The following is a 15,830-nucleotide window of genomic DNA, read 5'->3' as shown; positions in this document are numbered from 1 at the left end:
GAGCGGCTATGAGCCAGATTTTCCAACGCGCCAAAGCGCCCGCCCGACTGGTCGGCACGCCGCTGCAACGCTGGGCCACGCGGATAAAAATGCAGCATGGCCGCAAGCTGGTCATCGCACTGCCTTATGTCTGGCTGGTGCTGTTATTCCTGCTGCCGTTTCTGACGGTGCTGAAGATAAGCTTCGCGGACATTGCGCGGGCGATTCCCCCTTACACCGAGCTGGTAAGCTGGGCGGATGACCAGTTCAGTATTGTGCTCAATTTCGGCAACTACCTGACGCTGACCGACGATCCGCTCTACATCGACGCCTATCTGCAGTCGCTGAAAGTGGCCGCGATCTCGACAGTAATCTGTCTGCTGATTGGTTATCCGCTCGCCTGGGCCGTGGCGCACAGCAAGCCGTCGATGCGCACCATTCTGCTGCTGCTGGTGATCCTGCCGTCGTGGACCTCGTTCCTGGTGCGCGTCTACGCCTGGATGGGATTGCTGAACAACAACGGCATTCTGAACCGCTTTCTGCTGTGGCTGGGTGTGATCGATCATCCGCTGGTGATTCTCTACACCAACACCGCCGTGTATATCGGTATCGTCTACTGTTATCTGCCGTTTATGGTGCTGCCGATCTACACCGCGCTGACCCGAATCGACTACTCGCTGGTGGAAGCCTCACTGGATCTGGGTGCGCGTCCGCTGAAGACCTTTTTCAGTGTGATTGTGCCGCTTACTAAAGGCGGTATTATCGCCGGTTCAATGCTGGTGTTTATCCCGGCGGTAGGGGAGTACGTGATTCCTGAACTGCTGGGTGGCCCGGACAGCATTATGATTGGCCGTATCCTGTGGCAGGAGTTCTTCAACAACCGCGACTGGCCGGTGGCCTCCGCGCTGGCGGTGATTATTCTGCTGATTCTGATTCTGCCGATCATCTGGTTCCATAAGCATCAAAACCGTGAAATGGGAGAGAAGGCATGAATAATTTGCCAACCATCCGCTCGCCCTGGCGTACCGGCATTCTGGTCTGCTGCTTCCTGTTCCTCTATGCGCCGATGCTGCTGCTGGTGGTTTACTCCTTCAACCGCTCCCCGCTGGTGACGGTGTGGGAGAGCTTCTCGTTCCACTGGTACAGGGTGCTATTCCAGGACAGCGCGATGATCGACGCGGTGCTGCTGAGTCTGAGCATTGCCGGGCTGTCGGCCACCATGGCGGTGGTGCTGGGCACGCTGGCGGCGGTGATCGTTGTGCGCTTTGGTCGCTTCCGCGGACAAAACGGTTTTGCTTTTATGCTGACCGCGCCGCTGGTGATGCCCGATGTCATCACCGGGCTGTCGCTGCTGCTGCTGTTCGTCGCGATGGGCAACGCCTTTGGCTGGCCGAGCGAACGCGGCATGCTGACCATCTGGCTGGCACACGTCACCTTCTGTACCGCCTATGTGGCGGTGGTGATTAACTCGCGTCTGCGTGAGCTGGACCGCTCAATCGAAGAGGCCGCGATGGACTTAGGCGCTACGCCGCTGAAGGTCTTTTTCGTGATTACCGTGCCAATGATTGCGCCGGCTATTATCACCGGCTGGCTGCTGGCGTTTACCCTGTCGCTCGACGATCTGGTGATCGCCAGCTTTGTGACCGGGCCTGGGGCCACCACGTTGCCGATGGCGATCTTCGCCACCGTGCGACGGGGTGTTAACCCGGAAATCAATGCGCTGGCTTCGTTGATCCTGTTTGTGGTCGGTATCGTCGGTTTTATCGCCTGGCGATTCATGGCGCACGAAGAAAAACAGCGTTTAAGCGATATTCAGAAAGCTAAACGTGGCTGAAATCCCTAACCTTTGCCACTATATGAGCGGGCCGGTTTAACCGGCCCGTTTTTCGATCAGGTGGAGTCACGGACTATGTCAGAAATCTTCAAAAGCAGCGCTACGCTCTCAGGCGCACCGGTTCCGGTGACGGTTGCGGGCATTGCTATTATCGCCACCCGCTGCCTGAGCGTTCTGATGCTGGCAAACGAACTGGGTTACAGTGAACTCGCCAACTTTGTTCATCGCAGCGCGCAGTCCTGGGACGCGACACTCATCTTTATCGCCAGCCAGCTGATCTTTCTGTTCGAACTACGCTGCGCCTTTACCCTGATGCGCGGCAGTAATCGTGGACGCTGGGGCTATGTGGCGACGCAGGGGGTTGTGCTGATCTATATGCTGTTCGCCTCGCTGGGCGGGATCTACCCGGAAATTTTCAGCATTGATGGCGACAATAACGTCCAGATTATCCACCATACGCTGTCGCAGAAAATCCCCGATCTGCTGGTGCTGATGCTGCTGTTTCTGCCTGCCAGCAGCCGCGCTTTTTTCAGAAAGCGATGATACAATCGCGCTCCGCCCGACCCGATCGTTAAGGCTTTACCATGCACTGCGCGCTTTATGACGCTAACCGTTGCCGCTCCTGTCAGTGGCTGGAAAAACCCTATCCCACTCAGCTGAGCGACAAACAGTCGATGCTGGAACAGTTACTGTCTGAGCAGCCGGTTGCGTCCTGGTTGCCGCCGGTTACCTCACCCCAGCAGGCATTCCGTAACAAAGCCAAAATGGTAGTCAGCGGCAGTGTGGAGCGTCCGGTGCTGGGGTTAATTCATCGTGATGGCGAGGCTGTCGATCTGTGCGACTGCCCGCTCTATCCCGCCAGCTTCCAGCCGGTGTTTACGGCGCTTAAGCCCTTTATCGCCCGTGCCGGGCTGACCCCCTATAACGTGGCACGCAAACGCGGTGAGCTTAAATTCCTGCTGATCACCGAAAGTCAGCAGGGCGGCATTATGCTCCGTTTTGTCCTGCGCTCAACTGCCAAGCTGGAACAGCTGCGTGCCGCATTGCCGTGGCTGCAACAACAGCTGCCGCAGCTGGCGGTCATCTCTGCCAATATTCAGCCGGTGCATATGGCGATTCTGGAGGGGGAAGAGGAGATTGCGCTGACGCCCGCGCAGTCGCTGGCAGAGAACTTCAACGGCGTGCCGCTGTGGATCCGTCCGCAGAGTTTCTTCCAGACCAACCCGCAGGTTGCCAGCGCGCTCTATGCCACCGCGCGCGACTGGGTACGTGCGCTGCCGGTGAACAGCATGTGGGATCTCTTCTGTGGCGTGGGCGGTTTTGGCCTGCACTGCGCGACACCGGAGATGGAACTGACGGGTATTGAGATTAGCGCCGAGGCGATTAAATGCGCCCGACGTTCTGCTGAGATGCTGGGGCTGGAAAAAGTGCAGTTTGCGGCGCTGGATTCCACGGCATTTGCGTCCGGGCGCGACGCGGTGCCACAGCTGGTGCTGGTGAATCCGCCGCGTCGGGGGATAGGTGAAGCGTTGTGTGATTATCTCAGCCAGATGGCCCCGGATTATCTGCTCTATTCAAGCTGTAATCCGCAGACCATGGCGCAGGATATTGCCCGACTGAGCGCGTATGAGGTCACGAAGGTACAGCTGTTCGATATGTTCCCGCACACCGCCCATTTTGAAGTGCTGACGCTGTTAACCCGCCGTCACCACTGAGTCCGGTGACGTGACCGGAATTATTCCGGGAACCATTTCTGATTAAGCTGCTGCCAGCTGCCGTTGGCTTTCAGTTCGGTCAGCGCCTGATTGAACCGATCGCGCAGCGCGGTATTGCCTTTCCGCACCGCAATGCCCAGGCCGGTGCCAAAGTAGTCTGTATCTGTCACATGTTCACCGACCGTGGCGAGATCCGGATTAGTCTTCAGCCACTGATTTACCACTGCACTGTCGCCGAACACGCCATCCAGCCGGCCATTCTTCATATCCAGAATCGCATTCTGATAGCTGTCATACGCCACCGCTTTCACTTCCGGATGCTTATCCTGAAGGTACTTCTGGTGAGTGGTGCCGTTTTCAACACCGATGCGTTTGTCTTTCAAATCACTGACGCTGCTGAACTTGCCTTTCTGCGCGATGACAATGGCGGAGTTAGCGTAATAGGGCTGGGTAAAGTCGACCTGCTTGCTACGCTCAGCGGTGATATCCATGCCGGAAATGACCGCATCATAGCGGCGGAATTTCAGTGACGGAATCAGGCTGTCGAAGGCATTGTTGGTAAAGGTGCATTCCGCTTTCATCTGCTGACACAGCGCTTTGGCCAGGTCGATATCAAACCCCACCAGATTATTTTCCCGATCCAGCGTTTCAAACGGCGGATAGGTCGCTGAGGCGGCGAAGCGAATCTTTTCTGCTGCCTGGGCTGTCATCGTGAGTGACGCCAGCGCAGCGGCAATAATCCATTTTTTCATTTTATAATTCCTGTGATGTGGTCAGTCAGAGAAGGCGATACCCTGCCATAAAATGAATTTTTATGCAATTTTTGTGGTTTTTCAGGCGAGAAGGGCGAGGAGCCTCGCCCTGAATTCAGTTACGTCGTTCAAAGGCCAGAGCGCGTTTTTCGATCAGTCGCATCATCAGCGTCAGTAAACCATTAACGCAGAGATAAATCAGACCTGCCGCGGCATAGACCGTGATGTCGTAGGTGCGTCCATAAAGCAACTGGCCGTGACCCATGACTTCCATCAGAGTGATGGTGTAGGCCAGCGAGGTGCCTTTAAACACCAGCACCACTTCATTCGAGTAGGAGGAGAGGGCGCGTTTAAATGCATACGGCAGCAGAATACGCAGGGTGTCTTTACGGCTCATGCCAAGCGCCGCGCACGATTGCCACTGTCCGGAAGGAATCGCCCGGACCGCACCGTAAAACAGCTGCGTGGTATAAGCCGCGCTGTTCAGCGACAGTGCCAGCATCGCGCATAACCACGGCTGCGACAGGAGATGCCACAGCCAGGGGATCTGCTGGATCGACGGAAACTGTCCCGGACCGTAGTAGATCAGAAAGATCTGCACCAGCAGCGGCGTACCGGTAAACAGCGTAATAAAACCTTTCACCAGCGGATTAAACACCGGTGTTTTCAGCGACAGTACCACGGTGAAGAGCAGCGCAAGCAGTAGCGCCACCACCAGCGAGGCCGCCGTCAGCGTCAGACTGGTGTGCAGCCCTTTCAGGAGTTCAGGCAGATAGGCCAGCATTAGCTGTTCCCCCGTTCAAAGCGGGTCGTGCGCAGTTCGATGCGGCGTAACACCGCCTGGCTGAACAGCGTAATCACTAAGTAGATCGCGGCCGCCACCAGGAACCAGGTAAACGGCTCCTGCGTTCGGGTGGCAATACTTTTGGTCTGCAGCATCAGATCGTTAACGCTGATCAGCGAGACCAGCGCGGTATCTTTCAGGAGCACCAGCCACTGATTGCCCAGACCGGGCAGAGCGTGACGCCACATCTGCGGCATAATCAGCCGGAGAAAAATAGCCGACTTTTTCATGCCCAGCGCCTGTCCCGATTCCCACTGACCGACAGGCACCGCTTTGAGCGCGCCGCGCAGCGTCTGTGAGGCGTAGGCGGCATAGAGCATCGCCAGCGCAATGACGCCACACAGGAAAGGACTGACATCAAAGTTCTCAATCTGCATCTGAACCGGCAGCGTAAACAGCCCGAAGTTCAGCGTGAAACCATCAGAGAGGGTGAGCAGCAGCTGTGAGGCACCAAAATAGATAAACAGCACCACCAGAATTTCCGGCAGGCCACGGATCAGCGTCACCATGCCGGTGCCAATCCACGCCAGCGGTCTCAGACGCAGTGACTCCCAGCCAGCGAAAATCATCGCCAGCACCAGGCCAGCGATGAGAGCACAAACAGCAAGGCCGACGGTCATACCGGCGGCGCTTGCGAGGGTCATCATTTCATTCATCAGAGATTACTGCTGGAACCATTTGCTGTAGATGGTTTTATAGGTGCCATCCGCTTTGATCTTATCCAGCGCGCCATTGAATCTGGTCTGCAGATCGGTGTTACCGGTACGTACCGCAATGCCCAGGCCAGTACCAAAGTAGGCTTTGTCCGTGACTTTGTCGCCGACGGCAGCCAGTGCAGCATTCTGCTTCAGCCACTCGTTGACCACGGCGGTGTCACCAAATACGGCATCAATACGGCCATTTTTCAGGTCCAGCACTGCGTTCTGATAGCTGTCGTAAGGAACGATGGTGATGTCGCTGTGTTTATCTGTCAGGTATTTCTGATGAGTGGTGCCGTTCTGGACACCAACACGCTTGCCTTTCAGCGCGTCAACGCTGGCAACTTTGCCTTTCTGGGCTACAAACAGCGCCGAGTTATCGTAGTAAGGTTTGGTGAACAGGACCTGTTTTTCACGATCCGGCGTGATATCCATGCCCGCCATCACCGCATCAAAGCGACGGAATTTCAGGCTCGGGATCAGGCTGTCGAACGCCTGATTGGTGAAAGTGCAGGTCGCGTCAATCTCTTTACACAGCGCGTTAGCCAGATCGACGTCAAAGCCCTGAATTTTGTTGTCCGCATCCACAAACTCAAAAGGAGGATAAGAGGCTTCGGTCGCAAAACGAATTGTCTGTGCCGCGGTAGCGCTCAGGCTAAAACCGGCAAGCAGTGCAGCAAGTACCATTTTTTTCATTTTTAAGCATCCTGACTTAGTGCGAAAGATAGTGAGCAAACGCCTCGGTTTGCGGCTGTGTAAAGCGGCTGGCATCACCCTGTTCCACAATGCGACCGTTCTCCATGTACACAACGCGGCTGGCTGTTTTACGTGCCACTTCCACTTCATGGGTCACAATCACCTGGGTAATGCGGGTCTGCGCCAGTTCGCGAATAATACTGACAATCTGTGCGGTAATTTCAGGGTCCAGCGCGGCCGTCGGCTCATCGAACAGCAGGACCTGCGGTTCCATCATCAGTGCGCGGGCAATCGCCACACGCTGCTGCTGACCACCGGAGAGGTGCAGCGGGAAGCGATCGCTGTAAGGCGTGAGGCGCAGCCGGTCAAGCAACTTATCGGCACGGGCACGCGCATCGCTTTTGCTGAGGCCCAGAACCCGGCAGGGCGCTTCAATCAGATTCTGCAACACGGTCAGATGCGGCCAGAGATTATATTGCTGGAACACCATACCGACGTTCTGACGCAGTTCGCGAATCGCGGCATCAGACGGTTTCTGAGTGAAGTCGAACTGATTGCCGGCAATCTGCAACTGACCTGAACGAGGCTGCTCCAGCAGGTTAAGCACCCGCAGCAGTGAACTCTTGCCTGCACCGCTGGGACCCAGCAGTACCAGGGTCTCGCCTTGCGGACACTCAAGGTTGATGTCGAACAGCGCCTGATGAGCACCGTAGAAGCAGTTTATTGCGTTTAGTTGAATACTCATGCGCCAGATTTGAATAGCTATTAGTGTCGCGGATTTTAACGTCACCAGAATAGTTATGCAAATAAGGTGGGTTAAAATTTGTAAAACAACAGGTAAACGGCCAAAGCTTAGCAGAATATCATGCGGTGTCTTGCGTCATTCGGAAGCCGTGGGCATGCTGCGGCAATAAAAAAAGCGCAGTCACCTGAGGTGGCTGCGCTTCTCATAACCGTTAAAATTTCAGGTTATTTTTTTGACTTTTCAAGCATCTGGCTCAGGCTTCCACCCTCGGCATGCATCGGGTTAGCCATGTAGCGCACGTCGTCGACGACCCAGCAGGTGCCCTGATGAATCATCAGCACTTCATCCTGCCATTGCTTACCGTCACGGCTGAGTTCGACCCGCAGCGGGATATTGCGTGCATCACGGTTTGGAATCGAGGAGGCATCGGCCACGCTGGCGGCCGTTGGGCCCTGTGAGAGGCTGGAGAAGAGATCGCCGTTGCGCCACTGTGCACCGGCATTGCTGCCGCTGGCCGCCAGCAGTGAGTGGTAAAGCGCATCACTCAGGTAAGGGCGATATTTTGCCAGTGTGTTACTGTCAGGCAGACCCTGCGTGGGCTTTTCGACACGCAGGTCGTAAAACTTCTGGGCTACCTGGTCAGGACCGCCTTCGATGCACGGGGCAGTACGCGGGCCATTATCCTTAATAACTGGCTCAACGGTGGTACAGGCGCTGAGCAGCAGGGCCGCCGGGATCATTAGCGCAAACGCGTTGTTTCTCATCTCGATTTCCTTATGGTTCTCTGGCAAGGTGCCCTTTTTAGCATAGAGTATAGCCGTGCTTTTTAGTCGAAAGAGCCTTAGTCCGGTTTTCACCAGGGAGAATGCAATGAAATTTTCAACAACCCCAACGCTGGAAGGTTACAGCATCAGCAACTATTGCGGCGTCGTCACCGGTGAGGCGATTCTGGGTGCCAACATCTTCCGTGATTTTTTCGCGGGCATTCGTGATGTGGTCGGTGGCCGTTCCGGCGCGTATGAGAAAGAGCTGCGCAAAGCGCGTGAGATCGCGTTTGAAGAGCTGGAGGAGCAGGCAAAAGCGCTGGGTGCCAATGCGGTGGTCGGTATCGACATTGATTATGAAACGGTCGGCAAAGATGGCAGCATGCTGATGGTCAGCGTCAGCGGCACGGCGGTGATCATTCGTTGAAACGCGGGCTACTGATGCTGATGGCGCTGCTGCTGGCGGGTTGCCACTCTGGAATGGAATCCCGTGACGGCTACTGGGCCGATTTACGGCATCCGGCGCAGGGTGCGCGACCGCGGGTTAAAGTGATTGTGATTCACTACACCGCCGAAGATTTTTCTTCGTCGCTGGCAACACTCACCGATCGGGAGGTCAGCGCCCACTATCTGATCCCCCGCCAGCCGCCAGAGCGCGCCGGTAAAGGCGTTATCTGGCAGCTGGTGCCGGAGCAGCAGCTCGCCTGGCATGCCGGACCCAGTTTCTGGCGTGGAGCCAGCCGCATCAATGACACCTCTATTGGCATCGAGCTGGTGAACCGGGGTTACCGGCGCACCCAGAACGGTCTTGAATGGCAGCCCTTTACCGCCGCGCAGATCATTACGCTGGAGGCACTGGTACGAGATATTGCCCGGCGTTACGGCATCCCACCCGAAAATATTGTCGGTCACAGCGATATCGCACCGCAGCGCAAGCAGGATCCAGGGCCGCTATTTCCGTGGCAACAGCTGGCGCAGCACGGACTCGGTGCATGGCCTGATGCCGGACGGGTGCAGTTTTATTTAGCGGGTCAGGATCCATACGCACGGGTACCCGTGCAGCCACTCATGGAAAGTCTGCAACGCTTCGGCTATGCGGTAACTGCGGGGATGAGTGCGCGTGAGCAGCAGAAAGTGATTGCCGCGTTTCAGATGCATTTCCGGCCTGCGGATTATCGCGGTCAGCCCGATGCCGAAACTGCCGCGATAGCTGCCGCGCTACTGGAGAAGTATGGCGCGGCGGAATAGCGGATTACTGCTGCAGAAACGCTTTCCAGTGGGCGACAACCTGCTCCAGTGCCGCACGATCAGCATCCAGATGGGTGACCAGTCGGGTACGTGTCCCCACGCTGATTAATACGTCGCGCGCTTTCATCCATTCACCTAATGGTTTGACCTGAGCGTCCGGCACCGCCACAAAGAGCATGTTGGTCTTTTGATCGATAACGCTGACGCCCAGCTCATGCAGCTGCTGTCCGAGCCAGGCCGCATTGTCATGATCCTCCTGCAGTCGCGTCACGTTGTGTTCTAGCGCATAGAGACCTGCCGCCGCCAGAATACCGGCCTGACGCATGCCGCCACCGGTCATTTTACGCCAGCGACGGGCACGCTCAATCAGCGCGGCATCGCCACACAGCAGCGAACCAACGGGTGTTCCAAGCCCCTTAGAAAGACAAATGGTCAGGGTGTCGCAGTAGCGGGCAATCGCCGCCAGAGTGGTCTTCTGCGCCACCACCGCATTGAAAATACGAGCGCCATCGATGTGCAGCGCCAGCTTATGCTCACGGGTAAAAGTCCACGCCTGTTCCAGATAGCCTGTCGGCAGCACCTTGCCGTGATGGGTATTCTCCAGACTCAGCAAACGAGTGCGGGCAAAGTGAATGTCGTCCGGCTTGATGGCGGCGGCTACCACATCCAGCGGCAGGGTGCCATCGTCGGCGGCCAGCACCGGCTGCGGCTGAATACTGCCCAGCACCGCCGCGCCACCCGCCTCATACTTGTAGTTGTGCGCCTGCTGACCGACGATATATTCATCGCCGCGTTCGCAGTGGCTGAGCAACGCCACCAGGTTCGCCTGGGTGCCGGTAGGGAAAAACAGGGCAGCTGCTTTGCCGCTCAGTCGTGCCGCTTCCGCCTCCAGTGCATTCACGGTGGGATCGTCACGGTAGACGTCATCACCGGTTTCGGCAGACATCATCGCGTTTAACATGGCGGCGCTGGGTCGGGTCACGGTATCACTGCGTAAATCGATCACCTTATGCTCCTGAACGTGGCGGAAGAGAAAAAAAAGGCGGGCATCGCGCCCGCCTGGATGGAACCTCTGTTTTACCGCAGCCAGTTGGTTTTCGCCAGTTCTACTACCTCATCACCCCGACCATTCATGATGGCGCGCAGCATGTAGAGACTGAAGCCCTTGGCCTGCTCCATTTTGATCTGCGGCGGCATTGCCAGCTCCTCTTTGGCAGTAATGACATCCACCAGTACCGGACCATCATGGGCAAACGCCTGCTCCAGCGCGCCATTAAGGTCCGATGCCTTTTCCACCCGGATGCCACGAATGCCGCAGGCCTGGGCGATAGCGGCAAAGTCAGGATTCTCCAGCTCGGTGCCATCGGTGAGATAGCCACCCGCTTTCATCTCCATCGCCACAAAGCCGAGTACGCTGTTATTGAAGATCACCAGTTTCACCGGCATTTTCAGCTGCGCCAGCGAGATAAAATCACCCATCAGCATGCTGAAACCGCCGTCGCCGCACAGCGCGACAACCTGACGATTGCGATCGATCGACTGCGCGCCCAGCGCCTGTGGCATCGCGTTCGCCATTGAGCCGTGGTTAAACGAACCCAGCAGGCGACGTCGGCCGTTCATCTTCAGATAGCGCGCGGCCCACACGGTCGGGGTTCCGACATCGCAGGTGAAAATAGCGTCATCACTGGCGTAGTGGCTGATCTGCTGTGCCAGATATTGCGGATGAATCGGCTGCCTGTCATTGGGCTGCGCCAGTTCGTCGAGACTTTTACGCGCCTCGCCATAGTGTTTAACCGCACTGTCGAGATGCCGGCGATCGCTTTTGGGCGTCAGTTGCGGCAACAGCGCCTGCAGCGTGCTTTTCACATCGCCGACATAGGCCTGATCGACGTGGCAGTGTGAGCCGAGGCTGCCCGGATTGATGTCGATCTGAATGATCTTAGCGTTTTCCGGATAGAAGGCGCGATAGGGGAACTGGGTGCCAAGTAACACCAGCGTCCCGGCATTCATCATGGCGTGGAAACCGGATGAGAACCCAATCAGGCCGGTCATGCCGACGTCATAAGGGTTGTCATATTCGATATGTTCTTTGCCGCGCAGCGCATGAACGATAGGCGCTTTCAGCGCTTCTGCCAGCGCCACCACTTCCTGATGCGCACCTGCACAGCCACTGCCGCACAACAGTGTAATGTCAGTGGCTTCGTTCAGCGTCTGTGCCAGCCGGGCCAGTTCGTCGGGCTGTGGCACGACCTGCGGTAACTGCGGCGGATACCACTCCGCGCTGGCGCTTTCTGGCGCAAGTTGCAGCGCGACATCTCCCGGCAGTACCACTACTGAGACGCCACGATTCAGAATCGCTTTGCGCATTGCGATGCCCAGCACCTGCGGTAACTGCTCAGGATTCGAGACCAGCTCACAGTAGTGACTGCATTCGCGGAACAGCTCCTGCGGATGGGTTTCCTGGAAATATCCGCTGCCGATTTCACTGGAGGGAATATGCGCTGCAATCGCCAGAACCGGGACGCGGTTGCGATGGCAATCGAACAAACCGTTGATGAGATGTAAATTGCCTGGTCCGCAGGAGCCGGCGCAGACCGCCAGTTCGCCGCTAATATGGGCTTCAGCACCCGCTGCGAAGGCGGCGACTTCTTCGTGGCGCGTCGGCATCCATTCGATAGTGCCCATGCGATTAAGGCTATCGCTCAGGCCATTAAGGGAATCCCCGGTGACGCCCCAGATGCGTTTAACGCCCGCGCTTTCCAGCGTTTTGGCGACCAGCGCCGCCACGGTTTGTTTCATGCTCTTCTCCTATGTCGGCCCGCCCTGAAGAGTGACGTGACCAGAACCGAAAAAAGAAGCGTAGACGAAACGGCAGAAAAGCAGGCGTGAAAAAATGCGCTGGCAGAGCTCAGCGCATCTCAGACCGGATTCAGGCAGAGAAGAGGGCAATCAGAATCGGGGCCAGCAGGCTCATGACAAAGCCATGCACAATAGCGGCCGGGACAATCTCGTTGCCGCCCGCCCGCTGCAGCACCGGCAGGGTGAAGTCCATTGAGGTGGCACCGCACAGCCCCAGAGCGCTGGAGCGATGGCGGCCAATCAGCGCCGGGATCAGCATGATTGCGACCAGTTCACGCACCAGATCGTTGAAGAAGGCGGCGCTGCCGATGACCGGACCAAAAGCTTCGGTCATCAGAATGCCGGAGAGCGAGTACCAGCCAAAGCCACTTGCCAGCGCCAGACCGGTTTTCAGCGGTACGCCCAGCAGTAACGCCGCTATCATGCCGCCGATCAGCGCGCTGACCAGCACGACGCTGGCGACCAGCATGCCGCGTCGGTTCAGGATAATCTGCCGCAGCGTCATGCCACTGCCGCGCAGCTGAATGCCCACCAGAAACAGCAGAAAGATCAGCGCATATTCGCTGGCCGTCGAAGCGTGGTGCAGCAGGGGCCACTGAGTCAGGCCAAGCACAAAACCGATGACAACCACGCCACACAGCTTCAGTGAGTCCAGCGCCATATGCAGCCGCGACGGCAGTTTCTCCTGTCGATGCGCATGCTGCCAGGGTGCATATTTTTCCAGCCCGCGCAGCGCCAGCAGGTTGCACAGCAGAATGCAGAACGCCGCCACCAGCGCGGTGTGAAAGACCGCCAGTAGATTGCTGCTCAGATTGTCGAGAAACGCCAGGCTGATGCCCATAAAGAACAGAATGACGTAAACCATCCAGCCCAGCAGCTGATTCACGCGTCGCAGAGTGGCACTTTTACGGAACGGTAACAGCCAGCCAGCAATCAGCGGCAGCAAAATAATCAGGAGTCCGGAGTACATGTCATTGCCATCCATGGGATAAAGAGGCCACACGCTAGCGAAAAAGCGTAACGGAGTAAACCCTGAGAAAGCGGCTTGACCGGCTGGCTGGCGGCAACCATGCTGTTTATAAACTGAGGATGGACGCCTATGATTCTGGAACATATCGACATTCGCGGTTTCCGCGGCATCAATAAGCTCTCACTGCCTTTAACCCAGACCAATCTGCTGATTGGTGAAAATGCCTGGGGCAAATCCAGCTTGCTGGATGCCCTGAGCCTGCTGCTTTCGCCCTGTGAGCCGGTCTATGTTTTTAACCAGGCTGATTTCCATTTCACACCGGGCGATGTGACCGATTCAATGCGGCGTCTTTCGGTGGTGTTCCACTTTCGTGATGACGGCAGCGACCCGGATGCGGTGCTCTCCACCTTCTGGCAGCGTGATGCGCAGGGCCAGCGTCGGCTCTATTACAGTGTCAGTGCCACCTGGCGTGACAGCGGTATCGAAACCCGTCGCCGTTTTATTGACGTGAATGCTCAACTGTTACCTGAGCAGAACTGTGTGGCGGCAATAGACCTGTTGCTGAAACGCTATCCGGTATTGCGGTTGCGCGATGCGCGTTTTAGTAAACGGACGCGGAACAGCGTGCCGGTGGCACCCCCGCATCCTGAACTGCTGGTTAGTATGGAGACGCTGGCACGCGATCTGGAGCGACATCCGCAGCAGCTCAGCGATGAGGTACTGCGACAGGGGCTGAAAACTATGCAGCAACTGATGCAGCACTACTTTCTGGTGCAGCCGCCCAGCGCGGGTGGCGAGGCCCGGTCGCGGGAACCGCAGACGCGCGATGGGGGGCAGGGATGGCGGGCGCTGGATCACCTGAATCAATTGATTGCCGGAACCGACTCACGCAGCCGTCAGCTTATCCTGCTGCAGATGTTTACTCTGCTGATTGAGGCACGAGGCGAGGTTCCGCTGGCCGCGGTTGCCCGGCCACTGCTGCTGATTGAAGATCCGGAAACCCGCCTGCATCCGATTATGCTGTCAGTGGCCTGGAACCTGCTGAAGCTGTTGCCGCTGCAAAAAATCGCCACCACAAACTCTTCTGAGCTGCTGTCACAGGTGCCGGTGGAAAACGTCTGTCGGCTGGTGCGGGAACCCTCGCGTGTGGCGGCCTGGCGCATCGGTCCGGAGGGGCTGAGTGCCGAAGAGAGTCGTCGCATTGGCTTCCATATTCGCGTCAACCGGCCTGCGGCCCTGTTCGCCCGTTGCTGGCTGCTGGTGGAGGGAGAAACCGAAGTCTGGATTATGAATGAGCTGGCGCAGCAGTGCGGTTATAACTTCGCGGCGGAAGGGGTGAAGGTGATTGAATTTGCGCAATCGGGTTTAAAGCCGCTGTTGAAGTTTGCCCGACGCATGGGCATCGCCTGGCACGTGCTGACTGACGGCGATCAGGCGGGTAATAAATATGCCAGCACGGCACGTACACAGTTACAGCCGGGTGATCCTGAGCCGCGTTTTCTGACGCAGTTACCGGCGCTGGATATGGAGAATTTTCTCTATCAGCACGGTTTTCAGGATGTCTATCATCAGATGGCGCACCTGCCGTTAAACGTTCCGATGAGTTCCAGGCGTATTATTACCAAAGCGATTCACCAGAGCTCTAAGCCAGAACTGGCGATCGCAGTGGCTACGTCGGCGGCGGAACGCGGGCCGGAGGCTATTCCGCCGTTAATGCGGCAGATGTTTGCGCGGGTGATTGGACTGGCACAGGGCCAGGCGGACTAAGGTCTGTTGGATAGGAAAATGCCAGCGGCACTGGCTGGCATTTTTGGGTCACTGTTCAGAGGTGGGTTCCGTGTCAGGCTACAGCCTGCACCTCAACCGGTACGATGAGGCTGGCATGGTTGCCTTTCGGACCTTCATGCACATCGAACTGAACCTGCTGGCCTGCCTTCAGCGTTCGGTAGCCTTCCATCTGAATAGTGGAGTAATGTGCAAAAATATCTTCGCCACCGCCAACCGGACAGATAAAGCCAAAGCCTTTGGAATTATTGAACCATTTTACTGTGCCCGTCTCCATGCTTTTACTTCCCTCGCAAGACATTTTATAAGTAGGTGAGGTCTTTTAAGCTGTGAGTCGGATTGATTAAAACTCAATCAGCCTGTGCAGGTAGAATGTAGAGAAAGCGCCGCTGGCGTCAAGCAAACCACCGGGTCAGATGGGGAAAAAATCATCAAAATTTGAAGCAGTTAACGCTATTGCAAATTTTGTGATACAGGTCGCGCAAGGAAATTGGTGAATAAATTTTCAGCAGCGGCCAGCAGCTTGACAGGCATGTTAAACTCTCAACATGTAGCCACCAAAAGGCTAAAAGCAAAATCTCAACGGAACACTATGGCAAACACAAACGACTGGCTTAACTTTGAACATCTGGCCGAAGATAAAGTACGTGAAGGGTTAAAGCCGCCTTCTATGTATAAAGTCATTCTGAATAATGACGATTATACACCTATGGAATTTGTTATTGACGTTGTACAAAAGTTCTTTTCTTATGATGTTGAACGTGCAACGCAGCTGATGTTGAAAGTTCACTATCACGGCAAGGCGATCTGTGGTGTATTTACTGCAGAAGTCGCCGAAACGAAAGCGGCCCAGGTGAACAATTATGCGCGGGAAAACCATCATCCGTTGCTGTGTACGCTGGAAAAAGCCTGAACCCGTCTCCATATAGGAAACAGGTCAG

General features: G+C 56.5%; 18 protein-coding genes. 8 read left to right on the top strand and 10 right to left on the bottom strand.

The features are described from left to right. Positions 1 to 8: 8 nt before the first annotated feature. From potH to rlmC, 4 genes are all read left to right on the top strand, one after another. A complete protein-coding gene (gene potH / locus HZZ01_RS07980; protein WP_179896270.1) occupies positions 9 to 971 on the top strand; it encodes a putrescine ABC transporter permease PotH in 963 nt (320 codons plus the stop codon). Further along, positions 968 to 1,813, top strand: coding sequence for a putrescine ABC transporter permease PotI (potI, locus tag HZZ01_RS07975; RefSeq protein WP_179896268.1), 846 nt, complete (start codon positions 968 to 970; stop codon positions 1,811 to 1,813). The genes potH and potI overlap by 4 nt, the downstream gene beginning before the upstream one ends. Before the next feature lie 75 nt (positions 1,814 to 1,888). Continuing rightward, positions 1,889 to 2,356, top strand: coding sequence for a YbjO family protein (locus HZZ01_RS07970; protein WP_179896266.1), 468 nt, complete (start codon positions 1,889 to 1,891; stop codon positions 2,354 to 2,356). A gap of 41 nt (positions 2,357 to 2,397) precedes the next feature. Then, positions 2,398 to 3,528 (top strand): 23S rRNA (uracil(747)-C(5))-methyltransferase RlmC, encoded by a 1,131-nt coding sequence (gene rlmC / locus HZZ01_RS07965; RefSeq protein ID WP_179896265.1) that lies wholly within the window; start codon positions 2,398 to 2,400, stop codon positions 3,526 to 3,528. A gap of 20 nt (positions 3,529 to 3,548) precedes the next feature. Here rlmC and artJ (HZZ01_RS07960) read toward each other — a convergent pair whose 3' ends face one another. The 6 genes from artJ (HZZ01_RS07960) to HZZ01_RS07935 all read right to left on the bottom strand — a co-directional run bounded on the left by artJ (HZZ01_RS07960) (position 3,549) and on the right by HZZ01_RS07935 (position 8,027). Then, positions 3,549 to 4,280, bottom strand: coding sequence for an arginine ABC transporter substrate-binding protein (artJ, locus tag HZZ01_RS07960; RefSeq protein WP_179896263.1), 732 nt, complete (start codon positions 4,278 to 4,280; stop codon positions 3,549 to 3,551). A gap of 115 nt (positions 4,281 to 4,395) precedes the next feature. Beyond that, entirely contained in the window at positions 4,396 to 5,064 is a 669-nt protein-coding gene (artM, locus tag HZZ01_RS07955; RefSeq protein WP_179896261.1) for an arginine ABC transporter permease ArtM, read from the bottom strand. Continuing rightward, positions 5,064 to 5,780: an arginine ABC transporter permease ArtQ gene (gene artQ / locus HZZ01_RS07950; protein WP_179896259.1), complete on the bottom strand. Its 717-nt coding sequence runs from the start codon at positions 5,778 to 5,780 to the stop codon at positions 5,064 to 5,066. Before artQ ends, artM begins: the two co-directional genes overlap by 1 nt. Positions 5,781 to 5,786: 6 nt before the next feature. Then, positions 5,787 to 6,518 (bottom strand): arginine ABC transporter substrate-binding protein, encoded by a 732-nt coding sequence (gene artJ / locus HZZ01_RS07945; RefSeq protein ID WP_179896258.1) that lies wholly within the window; start codon positions 6,516 to 6,518, stop codon positions 5,787 to 5,789. Between the two features lie 16 nt (positions 6,519 to 6,534). After that, complete coding sequence (gene artP, locus HZZ01_RS07940; RefSeq protein WP_090962649.1) at positions 6,535 to 7,263, bottom strand: arginine ABC transporter ATP-binding protein ArtP; 729 nt, start codon at positions 7,261 to 7,263, stop codon at positions 6,535 to 6,537. 224 nt (positions 7,264 to 7,487) lie between these two features. Next, on the bottom strand, positions 7,488 to 8,027 hold the full coding sequence (locus HZZ01_RS07935) for a lipoprotein (protein WP_179896256.1): 540 nt from the start codon (positions 8,025 to 8,027) through the stop codon (positions 7,488 to 7,490). A 106-nt stretch (positions 8,028 to 8,133) separates the two neighbouring features. Between HZZ01_RS07935 and HZZ01_RS07930 the strand changes: the two genes are divergently transcribed. Together HZZ01_RS07930 and HZZ01_RS07925 are read left to right on the top strand one after the other, a co-directional pair. Further along, positions 8,134 to 8,454: a heavy metal-binding domain-containing protein gene (locus tag HZZ01_RS07930; protein ID WP_179896254.1), complete on the top strand. Its 321-nt coding sequence runs from the start codon at positions 8,134 to 8,136 to the stop codon at positions 8,452 to 8,454. Then, complete coding sequence (locus HZZ01_RS07925) at positions 8,451 to 9,275, top strand: N-acetylmuramoyl-L-alanine amidase (RefSeq protein ID WP_179896253.1); 825 nt, start codon at positions 8,451 to 8,453, stop codon at positions 9,273 to 9,275. The genes HZZ01_RS07930 and HZZ01_RS07925 overlap by 4 nt, the downstream gene beginning before the upstream one ends. Positions 9,276 to 9,279: 4 nt before the next feature. Here the strand turns inward: HZZ01_RS07925 and ltaE are convergent, their stop codons facing one another. The 3 genes from ltaE to HZZ01_RS07910 all read right to left on the bottom strand — a co-directional run bounded on the left by ltaE (position 9,280) and on the right by HZZ01_RS07910 (position 13,104). Beyond that, positions 9,280 to 10,281, bottom strand: a complete 1,002-nt coding sequence (gene ltaE, locus HZZ01_RS07920) for a low-specificity L-threonine aldolase (RefSeq protein ID WP_179896251.1) — start codon at positions 10,279 to 10,281, stop codon at positions 9,280 to 9,282. Positions 10,282 to 10,352: 71 nt separating this feature from the next. After that, the gene (poxB, locus tag HZZ01_RS07915) at positions 10,353 to 12,074 is read right to left on the bottom strand and encodes a ubiquinone-dependent pyruvate dehydrogenase (RefSeq protein ID WP_179896249.1); all 1,722 of its coding nucleotides are present in this window, start codon (positions 12,072 to 12,074) and stop codon (positions 10,353 to 10,355) included. A gap of 130 nt (positions 12,075 to 12,204) precedes the next feature. Continuing rightward, positions 12,205 to 13,104, bottom strand: a complete 900-nt coding sequence (locus HZZ01_RS07910; RefSeq protein ID WP_179896247.1) for a lysine exporter LysO family protein — start codon at positions 13,102 to 13,104, stop codon at positions 12,205 to 12,207. Between the two features lie 129 nt (positions 13,105 to 13,233). Between HZZ01_RS07910 and HZZ01_RS07905 the strand changes: the two genes are divergently transcribed. After that, positions 13,234 to 14,871, top strand: a complete 1,638-nt coding sequence (locus tag HZZ01_RS07905; protein ID WP_179896245.1) for an ATP-dependent endonuclease — start codon at positions 13,234 to 13,236, stop codon at positions 14,869 to 14,871. A gap of 73 nt (positions 14,872 to 14,944) precedes the next feature. On the opposite strand, the gene cspD is transcribed toward HZZ01_RS07905, so the two are convergent. Further along, positions 14,945 to 15,166 (bottom strand): cold shock-like protein CspD, encoded by a 222-nt coding sequence (cspD, locus tag HZZ01_RS07900; protein ID WP_179896244.1) that lies wholly within the window; start codon positions 15,164 to 15,166, stop codon positions 14,945 to 14,947. A 315-nt stretch (positions 15,167 to 15,481) separates the two neighbouring features. Between cspD and clpS the strand changes: the two genes are divergently transcribed. Continuing rightward, positions 15,482 to 15,802, top strand: coding sequence for an ATP-dependent Clp protease adapter ClpS (gene clpS / locus HZZ01_RS07895; RefSeq protein ID WP_003849318.1), 321 nt, complete (start codon positions 15,482 to 15,484; stop codon positions 15,800 to 15,802). Positions 15,803 to 15,830 lie beyond the last annotated feature (28 nt).

It is taken from the genome of Pantoea sp. WMus005 (assembly GCF_013415305.1).
Taxonomy (GTDB): domain Bacteria; phylum Pseudomonadota; class Gammaproteobacteria; order Enterobacterales; family Enterobacteriaceae; genus Pantoea; species Pantoea rara.
Note: the sequence above shows the minus strand (reverse complement) of the source record. Positions and strands in the feature narration are given on the sequence as shown.